Source organism: Halorubrum rutilum (genome assembly GCF_024494565.1).
In genome coordinates, this window is the sequence record NZ_JANHDN010000009.1 from 1 (window position 1) to 13,310 (window position 13,310).

General features: G+C 69.7%; 15 protein-coding genes. 7 read left to right on the forward strand and 8 right to left on the reverse strand.

Annotated features, from left to right (window positions below; genetic code table 11):
- Positions 1–776: 776 nt before the first annotated feature.
- The gene (locus tag NO900_RS15920; RefSeq protein ID WP_256410014.1) at positions 777–1,193 is read right to left on the reverse strand and encodes a type IV pilin domain-containing protein; all 417 of its coding nucleotides are present in this window, start codon (positions 1,191–1,193) and stop codon (positions 777–779) included.
- Positions 1,194–1,537: 344 nt separating this feature from the next.
- Here NO900_RS15920 and NO900_RS15925 point away from each other — a divergent pair, with 344 nt between their 5' ends.
- Together NO900_RS15925 and NO900_RS15930 are read left to right on the forward strand one after the other, a co-directional pair.
- A complete protein-coding gene (locus NO900_RS15925) occupies positions 1,538–1,672 on the forward strand; it encodes a hypothetical protein (RefSeq protein WP_255310119.1) in 135 nt (44 codons plus the stop codon).
- A gap of 66 nt (positions 1,673–1,738) precedes the next feature.
- A complete protein-coding gene (locus NO900_RS15930) occupies positions 1,739–3,022 on the forward strand; it encodes an MFS transporter (RefSeq protein ID WP_256410015.1) in 1,284 nt (427 codons plus the stop codon).
- Positions 3,023–3,044: 22 nt separating this feature from the next.
- Here the strand turns inward: NO900_RS15930 and NO900_RS15935 are convergent, their stop codons facing one another.
- From NO900_RS15935 to NO900_RS15945, 3 genes are all read right to left on the reverse strand, one after another.
- Positions 3,045–3,512 (reverse strand): hypothetical protein, encoded by a 468-nt coding sequence (locus NO900_RS15935; protein WP_256410016.1) that lies wholly within the window; start codon positions 3,510–3,512, stop codon positions 3,045–3,047.
- A gap of 84 nt (positions 3,513–3,596) precedes the next feature.
- Complete coding sequence (locus NO900_RS15940; protein WP_256410017.1) at positions 3,597–4,898, reverse strand: ribonuclease catalytic domain-containing protein; 1,302 nt, start codon at positions 4,896–4,898, stop codon at positions 3,597–3,599.
- Positions 4,899–5,010: 112 nt separating this feature from the next.
- A complete protein-coding gene (locus NO900_RS15945; RefSeq protein WP_256410018.1) occupies positions 5,011–5,379 on the reverse strand; it encodes a DUF7562 family protein in 369 nt (122 codons plus the stop codon).
- Positions 5,380–5,498: 119 nt separating this feature from the next.
- Here NO900_RS15945 and NO900_RS15950 point away from each other — a divergent pair, with 119 nt between their 5' ends.
- On the forward strand, positions 5,499–5,978 hold the full coding sequence (locus NO900_RS15950) for a cation:proton antiporter regulatory subunit (protein WP_256410019.1): 480 nt from the start codon (positions 5,499–5,501) through the stop codon (positions 5,976–5,978).
- Between the two features lie 58 nt (positions 5,979–6,036).
- On the forward strand, positions 6,037–7,272 hold the full coding sequence (locus NO900_RS15955; protein ID WP_256410020.1) for a cation:proton antiporter: 1,236 nt from the start codon (positions 6,037–6,039) through the stop codon (positions 7,270–7,272).
- Between the two features lie 477 nt (positions 7,273–7,749).
- Here NO900_RS15955 and NO900_RS15960 read toward each other — a convergent pair whose 3' ends face one another.
- The 3 genes from NO900_RS15960 to NO900_RS15970 all read right to left on the reverse strand — a co-directional run bounded on the left by NO900_RS15960 (position 7,750) and on the right by NO900_RS15970 (position 10,021).
- Positions 7,750–8,205, reverse strand: coding sequence for a DUF302 domain-containing protein (locus tag NO900_RS15960; protein WP_256410021.1), 456 nt, complete (start codon positions 8,203–8,205; stop codon positions 7,750–7,752).
- A gap of 124 nt (positions 8,206–8,329) precedes the next feature.
- Entirely contained in the window at positions 8,330–8,617 is a 288-nt protein-coding gene (locus NO900_RS15965) for a DUF5789 family protein (RefSeq protein ID WP_256410022.1), read from the reverse strand.
- Positions 8,618–8,896: 279 nt separating this feature from the next.
- Positions 8,897–10,021: an aminopeptidase P family protein gene (locus NO900_RS15970; protein WP_256410023.1), complete on the reverse strand. Its 1,125-nt coding sequence runs from the start codon at positions 10,019–10,021 to the stop codon at positions 8,897–8,899.
- Positions 10,022–10,117: 96 nt separating this feature from the next.
- On the opposite strand from NO900_RS15970, the gene NO900_RS15975 reads away from it, so the two are divergent.
- Both NO900_RS15975 and NO900_RS15980 read left to right on the forward strand, forming a co-directional pair.
- Complete coding sequence (locus tag NO900_RS15975) at positions 10,118–10,270, forward strand: hypothetical protein (RefSeq protein WP_256410024.1); 153 nt, start codon at positions 10,118–10,120, stop codon at positions 10,268–10,270.
- Between the two features lie 73 nt (positions 10,271–10,343).
- A complete protein-coding gene (locus tag NO900_RS15980) occupies positions 10,344–10,574 on the forward strand; it encodes a DUF7543 family protein (RefSeq protein ID WP_256410025.1) in 231 nt (76 codons plus the stop codon).
- 6 nt (positions 10,575–10,580) lie between these two features.
- On the opposite strand, the gene NO900_RS15985 is transcribed toward NO900_RS15980, so the two are convergent.
- Positions 10,581–12,071, reverse strand: a complete 1,491-nt coding sequence (locus NO900_RS15985) for a tRNA(Ile)(2)-agmatinylcytidine synthase (protein WP_256410026.1) — start codon at positions 12,069–12,071, stop codon at positions 10,581–10,583.
- Positions 12,072–12,303: 232 nt separating this feature from the next.
- On the opposite strand from NO900_RS15985, the gene NO900_RS15990 reads away from it, so the two are divergent.
- Positions 12,304–13,275, forward strand: coding sequence for a transcriptional regulator (locus NO900_RS15990; protein ID WP_256410027.1), 972 nt, complete (start codon positions 12,304–12,306; stop codon positions 13,273–13,275).
- Positions 13,276–13,310 lie beyond the last annotated feature (35 nt).

Consider the following 13,310-nt stretch of genomic DNA (forward strand, 5'->3'; position numbering starts at 1 on the left):
CTACGACAAGCGGTCGGAACGCGAGCGCATGAAGGTTCGCCGTCGCGTCATCCGCGAGGTGACCAAATGAAGGCCGTGCCGTCAGTGGATCCTTCCGCGCGGGTCGATCGGTCCCCCGCGAGTCCATAGCAGCCCCTCGTTTTTGCGGAGGTGCTCAAACGGCGAGAGGAAAGGCTATTAACGACGTTTCGCACCGGATTTTTTGAAAAAAGAAGATCCACGATCTGAGTGAAAGATGTCGTTCGGGCAATCGCTAACAAAACAATCTCAGACTCTCCAGAGGGAATTCGGTGAACACCGCTGAAATGTAGCTCTCAACACGATCTCCTAATATTTGACATGGACGCTTTTGATTCTGCAATCTACGCACCTCCCTTGGATTGACCAGTGTGTGAGGTATGTGAATAACCCCAGATTGCGGTTGATATTAGACACGATTGTGGTCAATTTGGTGGTGCTAGTTTAATTCGAGCCAGTTCAGTTACTTTAGAATGATTAGATCACCTCGGTACATGCAGTATAGAATAAGTCACCTGTAAAAATATGCTCAATATTACCAGAGGGCATGAACGCTATTTCAAAAACGTGAGACTCTAGCGGGTGGTATCAATGACTATCGCAGTTGACGCCGCGCTCATGAACCTGATCAGTCCAAAATTATTTATAAATTATCATGAATTAGATCCTGTAACCTCATACTAGTTCAACACCGATGTAATCAGCCTTTACTACAGAATGAGAATAAAGCCGACTAATAAAGTAAATAAACTACTTGACTAGCTGAAGTCGTAATTCTGTTCTAAGATTACGTTTCCGCTCGGGTCATGGATTATCCGGACTACCACTTCCCCACTAGGAGAAGTAATACTACTGTAGTCTAGTGATTTTTGCTCTCCAGTCTCCCAAGTCCCCTGATCAATGCTACTACTTGCGACCTGACCATCTACGGAGAGCGTGAGATCTGCCGTGTCAATTGTCTGTCCGCCGGTCTTTGTTACGTTGATGACCGACGAATTGTTGCCATCGATGGTGAAACTCGCCTGCGGTGCGGTATCACTTACTTGATCGCCCAGTCCGAGCACGAACGTCCCGATGACGGCGGCCAGAATCACAGTGATCGCGACCATGAGGATGACTCCGATCACGGGACTCACCGCGCGGTCGTCCGATTTGAATAGGTTGCTTGGTTTCATTGTTTGAACCCAGCGATCCACCGACGAAACGGCCGCTCCGTTCCGATCGGTTAGCTGGTTACCATACTGTACGTCGGAACCACTTATGTAGTTACTGGCATAAATATCAACGCCGAAAATTAGCTACGCGCGGACGCATTCGCGGATACGTCCGTAGGGTCGTGCGATTCACGTTCCGAAACTACCGGCGTCGGGTTCCCCCGATATTCGGGGATCGCAGCGGCTTCGTTTCGCGTGGGCTTCCGCGGATGTGCCGCCTCGCGCACGTCGAGCGGTAGCCCCCGCGAACCGCCGGTCTCGGTCCGTTGAAAGCGATTAAATACTCTCGGCGAATCGGTCGGGACATGGGCGTCTCAGAGATACTCGAGGGAACGAACCTCTCGCATCGCCAGATGGGCGCGATCATGATCGGCTGGCTGGTGCTCGTCACCGTGGTCGCCGTCGGGCTGCTGGTGTACACGTCGCTCAACTTCGCGTAGCCGCCCTCGCGGCAACCCCGTCGCCAACCCCCGAAGCTATCACCGGGCGGGGGGAACGACCACGCGATGGACCCCGCCGAGCGACGGATCGTGGCGTTCACTGCCGGGTCGCACGGGCTCGTTCACACGTACGAGCTCTCGATCCCGATCCTGCTGACGGTGTGGATCGCCGAGTTCTCGACGACCGCGGCCGCCCTCGGACTCGTCTCGACGGTCGGCTACGGGCTGTTCGGCGTGGGCGCGCTCCCGGGCGGCATCGTCGTCGACCGGTTCGGCTCCAAGCCGGTCATCCTCGCCTGCCTCGCCGGGATGGCGGGGTCGTTCCTCCTCGTGAGCGTCGCGCCGAACCTCGTCGCCCTCGCGCTCGCCGTCGGCGTCTGGGGCGTCACCGCGAGCGTCTACCACCCCGCGGGGCTGTCGCTGCTCTCGAAGTCGGTGGACCAGCGCGGGACCGCGCTCGGCTACCACGGGATCGGCGGCAACCTCGGGATCGCGCTCGGCCCGCTTGCGACCGCGCTGCTCCTGTTGGCGTTCGACTGGCGGATCGTCGCGGCCGCGCTCACGCTGCCGGCGGTCGCCGTCGCCGCCTACGGGGTCACCGTCGACGTTGACGCGGCGTTACCGGACCCCGCGGCCACCGACGGCGGGGAGGGAGACGACGAAAACCCGGACGCCGCCGGGAGCGGCGGCGCGAAGGGCGAGGTCTCGCTGTCGACGATCGCCGACGACACGCGCGTGCTGCTCGCGGGGGGGTTCCTGATCGTCTTCGCGTTCGTCACCTTCAGCGGGCTCTACTACCGGACGTTCCTCACGTTCCTGCCGGACCTCCTCGGCGACGTCCTCGGCGGACTCATCGACGTCCAGCTCATCGACCCGGAGAGCCCGTACGCCGAGGAGTTCGACGTCGCGCGGTACCTCTACGTCGCGATCCTCACCGTCGGCGTCTTCGGCCAGTACCTCGGCGGCCGGATCGCGGACCGGATGCCCCCGGAGCGCGGCCTGATCGTCCTGATGTCGGTGTTGGCGGTCCTCGCGCTGCTGTTCGTTCCCGCCAGCGGCGGCACCGCGACGTTCCTCGCGGTCTCGCTCGCGCTCGGCGTCGCGCTGTTCACGGTCCAGCCCCTCTCGCAGGCGACGGTCGCGGCCTACTCGCCGAGCGAGGCGCGCGGGATCTCGTTCGGCTACACCTACCTCGGGATCTTCGGCGTCGGATCGCTCGGCGCCGCGCTCGCCGGGACGGTCCTCACCCGCGCCGGCCCCCGCGAGCTGTTCCTCGTCCTCGCCGGGATCGCGGCTATGGGCGCGCTCTCGGCGGCCGCGGTCGCCCGGTTCGCGACCCGACCGGATTAGGATCGCGCGTCGCGCGTTCGGATCATCCCTCGGATCGGTCGTCGCTGTGATCGTCCTCGTGGTCGCCGCCTTCCTCCCTGTCGATTTCCTCGTCGCGCTCGTCTCCGTCGGTCTCCTCGTCGACCGCGTCGTTTCCGTCGACGTCGCCCTCCTCGCCGACCTCGATGCGGACCGGTCCGTCGTCCCCGTGCTCGCCGTGTGATTCCCCCTCCGGCACGTCCGCCGCGTCCGCGTAGTCGTCGAGCGTCGTCTCCCGGGGTTCGCCGCGGTTCCCCTCCAGTTCGCTCAGCGCGTAGCCCACGGCGTAGCCGGTCGATCCGCCCAGGAAGGCGCCGATCCCGGCGCCGACCGGGCCGCCCCGAGCGCCGAGCACGGCGCCGGTGAACCCCCCGAGGGTGGCGGCCCGCTCCGCCTCCCGTTCGGACCGGGTGCGGTCTCGGTCGGCGATCCGATCGGCGGCGCGGCCCTCGTCGCGGTCGTGAGCGGTCATACCGGCGGGTAGGGGCTCCGGCGGTCTATACGCTTCGCCGGCCGGGGACAGGGGGAGAAACTCGGCCCGGTCGGTCTCGGCCGCTCAGACGGTGTGTTTCGCCTCTTCCTCGTCGTCGACGACCTCGACGCCGCGGTTGTTCACCGCGTGGGGGTCGAGCCCCTGCTCCTGGAGGAACTGCTTGTAGAGGCGCTCGACCGTCTCGCCGTCCTTCTGCCGGTCGCTGGCGTGGTCGCACAGCTCGACGAGGTTCTCCGGCACGTCGTTCTCGTGGACGATCCAGTGGTTGATCGTGTCCGAGAGCCGGCGGATGGGCGAGGTGAAGTGGCCGTAGATGTCGAAGTTGAGCGCGTGGTGGCCCCCGAACGGGTCGTTCATGTACTTCGCGCGGGGCATCACCTTCAGCACGGCGCGCTGGATCTTGTCGAGCTGGCGGCCGGGCGACTCTTCGAGGGCGGCGTTGACCGCCTTCCGAGGATCGTCGCCCCACGCGCTGCCGGGGATGGAGACGGAGTCGAGCTCCTGGATCTCCTTCAGCGCCTCGTTCCACTGGTCCGGCGTCGGCTGCGGGTGGACGCGGTACATCGCCTCGACGCCGCGGTCCCACATCAGGGTGTGCGTCACCGCCTTGTTCGCCTTCAGCATCGACTCCTCGATGATGGTGTGCGCGCGGTCGCGGCGCGGGTTTAACACGAGCGAGCCGTCCTCCTTGCGCTGCTCGTGCATCCGGTCGGCGAGCTCGAAGGCGAGCCGGTTCTCCTCGCCGAGCGGGAGCGAGGGGTCCTCTAACCGCTCCTCGCACTGCTTGTAGGTGAGCCGCTCGTCGGAGTTGATGACGGACTTGTAGATGTCGATGTCCTCGAACGAGAGGGTCTCGTCGTCGATCTCCATCTCGACGGTGTGCGCGAGCCGGTCCTCGTCGGGGACGAGCGAGCAGACGGTCTCCGCGAGCACCGGCGGGAGCATGTGGATCGTGTAGTCGGGCAGGTAGACGGTGTTCGCCCGCTTCACCGCCTCCTCCCACATCGCCGTGTCGGGCGTGACGTAGTGGGTGACGTCGGCGATGTGGACCCACAGCCGGTAGGCGCCCTCCTCGCGCTCGATCGAGATCGCGTCGTCGAAGTCCTGCGCGTCGATCGGGTCGGTGGTCCACGTCGTGAGGTCCCGGAGGTCCTCGCGCTCGTTGATCTCGGCCTCGATCTCGTCGTAGACGCCCTCCGTCCGCGTCTCGGCCTCGCGGAGGACCTCGCTCGGGAACTCGTCGGGGATCTCGAACTCCTCGAACAGCTCCGTCCGCTTCTCGGCGAGGCGGTCCGCGAGCTCCGGCGTTATCGTCACGGGACCCTGGTCCTCGGCGGACCCCGGTTTCGGCTCGTCGTCTGACATACCGGGACCAACGCGGGTCCGTTAGAAAGGCCTGTCGGGGTTAGCGGCGCGTCGAGGCCGGACGGACGGGGTGCCCTGTCGAGACGGGGCGGAGAGTCGTCGAATACGCGCGCTAGCGGTCGCGGTCCGACGGCTCCCGATCGCGGTCGGAGCGGTCGGAGCGGCCGCGAGACCCGGTCGCGCCGGCGCCGCCCTCGTCGGCGCCCCCGTCGCCCGCGACCGCGTCGGTATATCGGGCGAGGAACTCCTCTCGCGAGAGCCCGTCGGCCTCGATCGAACAGACCAGCGACTCCAGCCCGTCGCGGGGCTGGTGGCAGAGCTCGTCGTCGCAGTCGGTACAGAGGTACTCGAACTCCTTGTCGCGCCGGTTCCAGCGGTTCCCCTCCTTGTCGTACTCGCGCGCGTCCTCGCGCAGCAGCGAGTCGCCGCACGCGATACAGGTCACCGACCGCCGGTCCCGGCTCTTCCGGGAGCGCCACATGATAGCTCCCTCGGACCCTCCCCACTTAGCGTTTGGTGCGAGGGACCGCGCGGCGCGCTCGCGCTGCCCGGGCGTCGCGGGACGCGTACAGCTATACGTCGGGCGTCGCTCTCCCCGGTATGACGATCCGCGAATCCGACCTCCCGGGCGTCGGGAAGAAGTTCGAGATCGAGCTCGACGACGGCGAGATGGTCGTCGTCATCCACAACACGGGGAAACGCGAGGTGTTCCGCCGCCCCGACCCGGACGCCGACTCGGAGAAGGCCTTCGAGTTCTCGGACGACCTCGCCCGCAAGATCGGCTCGATCATCGAGGGCGCCTACTTCCAGCCGGTCGAGCCCGACACGCAGGAGACGACGCTCCCCGGCGGAATCCTCCTGGAGTGGTACGAGCTCCAGCCGGGCTCGCCGCTGATCGGCGAGACGCTGGCGAGCGCGGACGTCGGCAACCGCACCGGGCTCGCGGTCGTCGCGATCCAGCGCGACGGCGAGGTCATCGACAGCCCGACCGCCGACACCGCGCTCCGCGAGGGCGACACGGTCATCGGCGTCGGGACGCCGGAGAACTGCGCGGCGTTCGAGGCGCTCCTCACCGAATGAGCGGCCGCGCCTTCCCCGGACCGATCCCACCGGTCGGCCGTTTCGAGGGTGACCGGTAGTGGCGCTGCTCGACGTCGGCGTCATGTTCGCCGCGGTCGCGGTCGCCGGCGCGCTCGCGAACCGCCTCGGCCAGTCCGTGATCCCCTTCTACATCGTCGCCGGGATGCTCCTCGGCGAGTTCGTCCTCGGACGGGTCGCGCTCCCGGCGGTCGGGACCGTCCACGTCCCCGAGACGGAGTTCATCGCGCTCGGCGCGGAGCTCGGGATCGTCTTCCTCCTCTTCTTCCTCGGCCTCGAGTTCAACCTCGACCGCCTGCTCGCGCGGCGGCGGCCGATCGGGGCGGCGGGGACGATCGACCTCGCGAACTTCGGCGCCGGGCTCGTCCTCGGGTGGCTCGTCTTCGGCGCGCCCCTCCCGGCGTTCCTCGTCGCCGGGATCGTCTACATCTCCTCGTCGGCGGTGATCACGAAGTCGCTCATCGACCTCGGCTGGATCGCCAACGACGAGGCCGAGCCGCTGCTCGGCACCCTCGTCTACGAGGACCTGTTCATCGCCGTCTACCTCGCCGTCGCGTCCGCCTTGGTGCTCGGCGGCGGCGACGTCGGCGCGGCCGCCGTCGACGTGGGGATCGCGATCGGGTTCATCCTTGCGCTGCTCGGGGTCGTCCGGTTCGGGGCGCCGGCGTTCGACCGGCTGGTGGCGACGGACAACAAGGAGTTCGTCGCGCTCCGGTCGATCGCGACCGTGGTGCTCGTCGCCGGCGCGGCGCTCGCGCTCGGCGTCAGCGAGGCGGTCGCCGCCTTCTTCGTCGGGATGGCGTTCGCCTCGACCGACTACGCCCACGAGATCGAGACGCTGCTCGAACCCGTCCGCGACACGTTCGCGGCGGTGTTCTTCTTCTGGATCGGGCTCGTCACCGACCCGCTGCTGTTCGGCGGCGTGGCGGCGCTGGTCGCGCTCGCGGTCCTCGTGACGACCCCGACGAAGCTCGTCACCGGCTTCCTCGCCGGGCGCGCGTTCGACCTGAACGCCAAGCGGTCGACCCGCGTCGCGCTCGGGATGACGACCCGCGGGGAGTTCTCGCTGATCATCGCGACGGTCGCCGTGAGCGGGGCGAACGCCGGGACGTTCGACCCGGCGCTGGCCGCGACGATCAACGCGTTCGCGGTCGGCTACGTGCTCGTGATGGCGGTGCTCGGGACGACGCTGATGCAGTACTCCGGGCCGTTCGAGTCGGTCGCGGTCTCGTGGTTGGATCGCGACGTGGGCGATAGGGGTGGCGAGCGTCTGTAAGCGACCGACGGCGGATCGGCGGAGAACGTCTCCGAAGTTCCGACCGGTCGGTTATCCGTGACCGGTTTCTCTGCGGTGAATCATTCCAAAGCCCCAGCCGCTCGGCTATACGGTGTTGACATCGGCTCTGTGGCGAACACGTCCAAAGCCCCAGCCGGGAGGACGGCGCACGCTCGCTGCGCTCCTCACTCGGTCGCTCACTTCGTTCGCTCCCTCCCTGCGGTGCTTGCGTCGCCTGTGCCGTCCTCCCGGCTGCCCCTTTGAGTCCCCACCCGCCCAGCACGCCACCGCAGCCTCACGCCTCCCCAGCCTTGTCGGTCGGCCGTCGCTTCGCTCCGGCCGACCGACTCCCTCGCGCGGCGCTCCTCGTGGCCGCCGGTGGCGGCCACTCGGAGGCGCGCGCCACCGCACCGGCTGTTCGCGCTATACGTCGCTCCCGACGCTCTCAGCAACTATCGGTAATCGCGGAGAAGCCGTCTACTTCTCTCCTTCCGCCAGTTCCTCGAACACGGCGTCGACCATCTCGCCGGTCTCCGCGACGATCGCGTCCATCTCCTCGTCGTCGACGGGCATCCCGAGGAGACGCGCGATCTTCATGATCGAGACGTGGTAGACGACCTGTTCGCCGGGCGACACCTCCCAGACGATCATGTTGCAGGGGAACAGCCCCCCGATGCGCTTGTCGGTCGCGTCGAGCGCGCGGTCCGCCATCCTCGGGTTGCAGGCGCCGAGGACGTAGTACGGGTCGCGGTCGGCGTCGACCTTCTCGTTCAGCATCTCGGACGGGGAGAACTCGACCGGGATCCCGAAGCCGGCGTCGAGACAGACCTCGCGGACGCGCTCGATCGCGGACTCGTGGTCGGTCGACAGCGTCGCCCGCGTCTCGCCGTACTCCTCGGGGTCCAGCTCGTGCGGATCGAAGGGGATCGCCATACCGCGACTGCGCTTCGCCGGAACAAAAAGGCCGCGGCGGCGCGGGAGCGGCGCGGAACGGAGCGGGGCGGAGCAGTGCGGGGCGGAGCAGTGCGGGACGGAGCGAGGCGGGACGGAGCGGCGGCTACTCGGTCGCGACCGGGCCGCGACCGACGAGCTCCTCCACCTCGGCGACGAACTCGCTGCGACTCTCGAACAGCGGCACCTCGGACGCCGCGAGGACCTCGTCGAGGTCGCGCGGCCCCTCCGGGCTTCGAACCGTAGCGTCACCCTCCTGGGCCACCACGTCGCTGCGCTTCGCGGGCCACGTGAGCCGGGACGCGACGCGGGCGATCGGCTCGCCCGCCACGTCCGGCCCCTCGCCGAGCTCGACGACCGGTTCGCTCTCCTCGCCCTCGTCGGTGTCGCTCATGCCCCGCGGTTCCGCTCCGGCGACACTAATGGTTTCGATGCGGACCGGCCGCCCCCTCGTCCGGCGGCGCCTCTCGCACCCGAAATAATTCGGTGTTAGAATTATCCGATCCGACACGGATGTCCGACTGCGGCGTAGGCACACGATTCCCGTGTTTCCCCTCGGGCTCCGGTCTCCCGGTGTCGGAGCCCTCGCGCTCCCCCTCTCCCGTCGTTTTCGCGCCTCCGGTTCGCTCTTCGCGCGCGGAGCGCCTCGACTCGCGCCGTGCGGCGCCGACGGTCACCGCCACCCGCGGTCGGTGTCGTTCAGCCGCTCCCGACCGTCGGCCGTGACGGCGACGAGGTCCTCGATCCGACAGCCGAACCGCCCGTCGAGGTAGACCCCCGGCTCGACCGAGACGACCGTCCCCGGCTCCAGCTCGCGGTCGTTGCCCGCGACGAGGTACGGCTCCTCGTGGACGTCGAGCCCCACCCCGTGGCCGGTCCGGTGGACGAACGCGTCGCCGTACCCCGCGGCCTCGATCACCTCCCGCGCGGCCCGGTCGACCGCCCCGGCCGCGACCCCCGGCTCGACCGCGTCGACCGCGGCGGCCTGCGCCTCCCGGACCGCCTCGTGGACGCGCTCGTACTCCGCCGGGGGGTCGCCGTCGAAGACGAGCGTGCGCGTCTGGTCGGAGGGGTAGCCGTCGACGCGCGTGCCGAAGTCGAGCACGACGGGCTCGCCCGCCCGGATCTCGCGGTCGCCGTGGCCGTGGTGCGGCTTCGCGCCGTTCGGACCGGACCCCACGATCGTCTCGAAGGCGACGCCCGTCCCGCCGTGCGCGGCCAGCCGGTCGGCGATCCGCTCGGCGAGCTCGCGCTCGGTCATCCCGACCGCGTCGGCGCCCAGGTCGCGGAGGTCGCGCACGGTCGCGTCCGCGGCGGCGGCCGCCTCGCGCAGCGCGGCCAGCTCGGCGTCGTCCTTGCGCGCCCGGAGGTCGGCGAGGGCCTCGCTGGCGAGCCCCCAGGTCGCGTCCGGCGCCGCCGCGCGGAGGTCCTGCGCGAACGTCGCCCACATCGTGTCGTCGACGAGGAGCCGTCCCCCGCGCAGGCCGCGGTCGGCGAGGAGGTCGCGGGCGGCCGCGACCGGGTCGTCGCCGTCGGCCCACGTCCGCACGTCGGCGACCGTCGTCTCCTCGCGCACTCGCGTCTCGTACAACTCCGGAACGAGGAGGGCGGGCGCGCCGTCTCCATCGTCTCCCGCCGCCGGCACCGCGAGCAGGAGGTGCCGCTCGCTCGGCTCCGCGTCGAACCCGGTGAGGTACCGGAGGTTCCGGCTCGGGAAGCAGACGAGCCCGTCGGCCTCGACCTCCCGGAGCCGCGCCGCCGCCCGGCCCCGTCGGTCGGCGTGAACGTCGTCGGTCATGGACGCCATCGGCGCGGCGGCCGCTTATAAGTAGGGACTCCTTGACGGCGCGGTAAGCTGCGCGTAACGATATACCTGGCCGCGCTACGGGAAGCCATGAGCACCGAGAACGCGTCGACGTTCGACTGCCCCGAGTGCGCCGTGACCGCCCCGTCTGCGTCCGTCCCGTACGACGCCCTCGGCTACGCGGTCTGTCCGGTCTGCTCGCACGCGACGGGCCCGGACGGAGACCGATCGGACGGGGCCTGATCCGCCGGCGCCGACCCGCCCCACGGCCCGCCCGAACCGGGTCGCTTTAGCCGCCGGGTCCGTCCTCTGTGGTATGAGCTGGGCTCTGGGACGCGACGACGAGGCGATCACCGAGTGGGAGCGCGCCGACGGCTACGCGACGGTCCGGGTCCGCGAGCGCGCCGACGGCGGGTTCGTCGTCCGGCTCGACGTGATGGAGCAGGCCGCCGACGCGTCGGCCTACGAGCGCGAGCGCTTCGCCGACCGCGAGGCCGCGCTCGACCGCGCCGCCGAGTGGCGCGAGGAGCGGGCGCTCGACGACTGAGCCCGGTCACCGCTCGGGGTGGACCGGCGCGTCGAACCCGCCCCTGACGAGCGGCTTCGCGACGTGACGGCGGGCGCTCGGGGGGACCTCGTACCAGCCGGGCGCCAGCTCGCGGTCGAGCTCGCGGGCGACCTTCCCGGGCGCGGCGGCCCCGCAGTCGCGGCAGCGGTACCCCTGCCCCCGCCCCGCCGACGACATCGATCGCCCGCAGTCCGGACAGGTCGGCACGGCCGGCTCGGTCCGCACGAGGTCCCGCACGGCGAACTTCTCCAGCTTGAGCGTCGCGGTCGGCTCCTCCGCGCTTCCCCCGTCCGGGTCGCGCCGCTCGTGCTCGCCGCACAGCGTCACCCGGTCGCCGGGTCGGAGGGCGCGCACGCGGTCGCGGAAGCGGCCGGTCGGCGCGAACGCGACGCACCGGAGGCGAACCGCGTCGCCTCCGGTCGTCCCCGCGTCGCCCCCGGCCGCCCCCGCGTCGTCCCCGGCCGTCCCCGTGTCGGTCGCCGCCCCGGGCGGCGCGACGTCGACGTGGACGTGCCCCCCCCGCCTCGTCTCCGGGTCGCTCGCGACCGCGCCGGCGACCCGGTACCCCGCGCCGTCGCGGAGGTCGCCGATCCGCCCGGGCGCGAGGTGGGCGTCGGTGCCCTGGTTCGTGAGGAAGGTCGCGGCGCGCTCGACCGGCTCGCTCTCGATTGCTTCGGCGACCTCCCGACACGCCGCTGGGTCGTCGCCGCGGATCCCGTGGAGGATCGGGCCGGGAGCGTTCGGGACGCAGACCGCCTCGCCGGTCCCGCGGTCGACGGTGTCCCAGACGGTCGGATACCCCGCGTCGGCCGCGGCGAAGACGCTCTCGACGTCGACCTCGCGGGGCGTCCCGCAGCGGTCCAGCTCGCGGTACGAGATCCGCTCCGCCGTCCAGTCGTCGAACGCGGCCGGGGCGCCGACCGCCGCGAGCGCGCCGATCCGACCCCGACCGGCGACGGCCGACGCCTCCGTCTCTCCCCCGGTCCCGAACGCGGCGTGGCGGTAGCCGTGCGCCTCGGCGAGGTCGAGGGCCTCGTCGAGCGCGAGTCGACGCCGGAGCGCGCGCCGGGCGAAGTCGGCGACCGCGTCGGGAATTCTCGCCGCCGAGGTCGGCGGTGCGTCGCCGCCCTCCTCCGGGGTGCCCGTGAGAGCGCCCGGCGCGAACGGGTCCCCGGCGACGTCGACGTCGGCGACCACGAGGCCGGGCGAGGTCCGCGGGTCGTCGGCGGCGGCGAACTCCCGGACCGCCTCCGCGGCGAGGTCGAACGCCGCCCCGCCGTCGACGCCGGAGACGTGGACCGCGACGGCGGCGTTCCCCCGCGTCTTGTGTCTCACGGCGGGGTTCAGCCGGACGAGGAACCGGCGGCGGACTCGCCCTCCGGCGGCTTCGAGCCGCTCCGCGAGCCGCGCGCCGACGTACGTCGTGCACATCCCCCGCTCGCGGGAGTCGGTATCGTCGACGGCGACGATGGGCATACGCGCCCTTGTCCGCTCCCCGACAAACCGGTTTCGCCCGGCACGCCCTTTCGCCCGGTCGCCCCTCGTCCCCGCCCCTTTCGCCTCGCCCGCGCCGGCCGACCGGCGCCGAGTCGACCGTCGGTATTTAATCGCATCGCCGGGTATCTCCGGAAAACCGCAAGCGGGCGACGGCTTCGAGCGCGCGCAAAGTGACACAACGCATATATACGGCGAGCCGCTTACTTCGGGTATGTCCCGGACTGCGCTGATCGAAAACGTCACCGCGATGCTGGAGGACGCGGGCTTCCTCGTCAGCGACCGGTGTGCGGTCCGGCCCAAGAGCTTCGACGTGGCGGCCCGGCGCGACGAGGACCTGCTCCTCCTGAAGATCCTCGGCAACGTCGACGCGCTCGACGCGGAGACCGGCGCGGAGATGCGCCGGCTCGGCGAATACCTGCAGGCGACGCCGATGGTGATCGGGGTCCGAACCCGCGACGAGGAGCTGAAGCCCGGCGTCGTCTACTTCCGGCACGGCGTCCCGGTGATCAACCCCGACACGGGGTACGACCTGTTCGTCGAGGGGATGCCGCCGCTCATCTACGCGGCGCCCGGCGGGCTCTACGTGAGCCTCGACGGCGACCTCCTCGCCGACGAGCGCGAGGAGCGCGGCTGGTCGCTCGGCCGGCTCGCGACCGAGCTCGGCGTCTCCCGGCGCACCGTCTCGAAGTACGAGGACGGGATGAACGCCTCCATCGAGGTCGCGATCCAGCTGGAGGAGCTGTTCGACGAGCCGTTCTCCAGCCCGGTCGACGTGCTGGAGGGCGCGGACGAGGTGCGCGACGCGGAACCGACCCCCTCGGCGCCGGACACCGACCCCGACGACGAGCACGTCCTCGGCGTGCTCACCAACGCCGGCTTCACGGTCCACCCGACCGCCCGCGCGCCGTTCAAGGCCGTCTCCGAGGACGACCAGCGCGCCGAGACGCGGGTGCTCACCGGCCACTCGGCGTTCACTCCCGCGGCGGAGAAGCGCGCGCGGATTATGTCCTCGATCGGCGAGGTCGCCCGCACGCGGTCCGTCTACTTCACCGAGGAGGAGGAGAAGCGCGAGTCGGTCGACGGCACCGCCCTCGTCTCCTGCGAGGAGCTCGCGGGCATCACCGACCCCGAGGAGATCCGCGAGCTCATCCGCGACCGCGCCGCGGCGCCGTCCGAGGCCTGAAGACCCGGGACGACGCTCCGCCGTCGGCGGCCGAA

What these genes read in the sequence shown, in the direction of transcription:
- NO900_RS15920 (WP_256410014.1), bottom strand. Translation starts at nt 1,193, where the DNA reads ATGAAACCAAGCAACCTATTCAAATCGGACGACCGCGCGGTGAGTCCC.
- NO900_RS15925 (WP_255310119.1), top strand. Translation starts at nt 1,538, where the DNA reads ATGGGCGTCTCAGAGATACTCGAGGGAACGAACCTCTCGCATCGCCAG.
- NO900_RS15930 (WP_256410015.1), top strand. Translation starts at nt 1,739, where the DNA reads ATGGACCCCGCCGAGCGACGGATCGTGGCGTTCACTGCCGGGTCGCAC.
- NO900_RS15935 (WP_256410016.1), bottom strand. Translation starts at nt 3,512, where the DNA reads ATGACCGCTCACGACCGCGACGAGGGCCGCGCCGCCGATCGGATCGCC.
- NO900_RS15940 (WP_256410017.1), bottom strand. Translation starts at nt 4,898, where the DNA reads ATGTCAGACGACGAGCCGAAACCGGGGTCCGCCGAGGACCAGGGTCCC.
- NO900_RS15945 (WP_256410018.1), bottom strand. Translation starts at nt 5,379, where the DNA reads ATGTGGCGCTCCCGGAAGAGCCGGGACCGGCGGTCGGTGACCTGTATC.
- NO900_RS15950 (WP_256410019.1), top strand. Translation starts at nt 5,499, where the DNA reads ATGACGATCCGCGAATCCGACCTCCCGGGCGTCGGGAAGAAGTTCGAG.
- NO900_RS15960 (WP_256410021.1), bottom strand. Translation starts at nt 8,205, where the DNA reads ATGGCGATCCCCTTCGATCCGCACGAGCTGGACCCCGAGGAGTACGGC.
- NO900_RS15965 (WP_256410022.1), bottom strand. Translation starts at nt 8,617, where the DNA reads ATGAGCGACACCGACGAGGGCGAGGAGAGCGAACCGGTCGTCGAGCTC.
- NO900_RS15970 (WP_256410023.1), bottom strand. Translation starts at nt 10,021, where the DNA reads ATGACCGACGACGTTCACGCCGACCGACGGGGCCGGGCGGCGGCGCGG.
- NO900_RS15975 (WP_256410024.1), top strand. Translation starts at nt 10,118, where the DNA reads ATGAGCACCGAGAACGCGTCGACGTTCGACTGCCCCGAGTGCGCCGTG.
- NO900_RS15980 (WP_256410025.1), top strand. Translation starts at nt 10,344, where the DNA reads ATGAGCTGGGCTCTGGGACGCGACGACGAGGCGATCACCGAGTGGGAG.
- NO900_RS15985 (WP_256410026.1), bottom strand. Translation starts at nt 12,071, where the DNA reads ATGCCCATCGTCGCCGTCGACGATACCGACTCCCGCGAGCGGGGGATG.
- NO900_RS15990 (WP_256410027.1), top strand. Translation starts at nt 12,304, where the DNA reads ATGTCCCGGACTGCGCTGATCGAAAACGTCACCGCGATGCTGGAGGAC.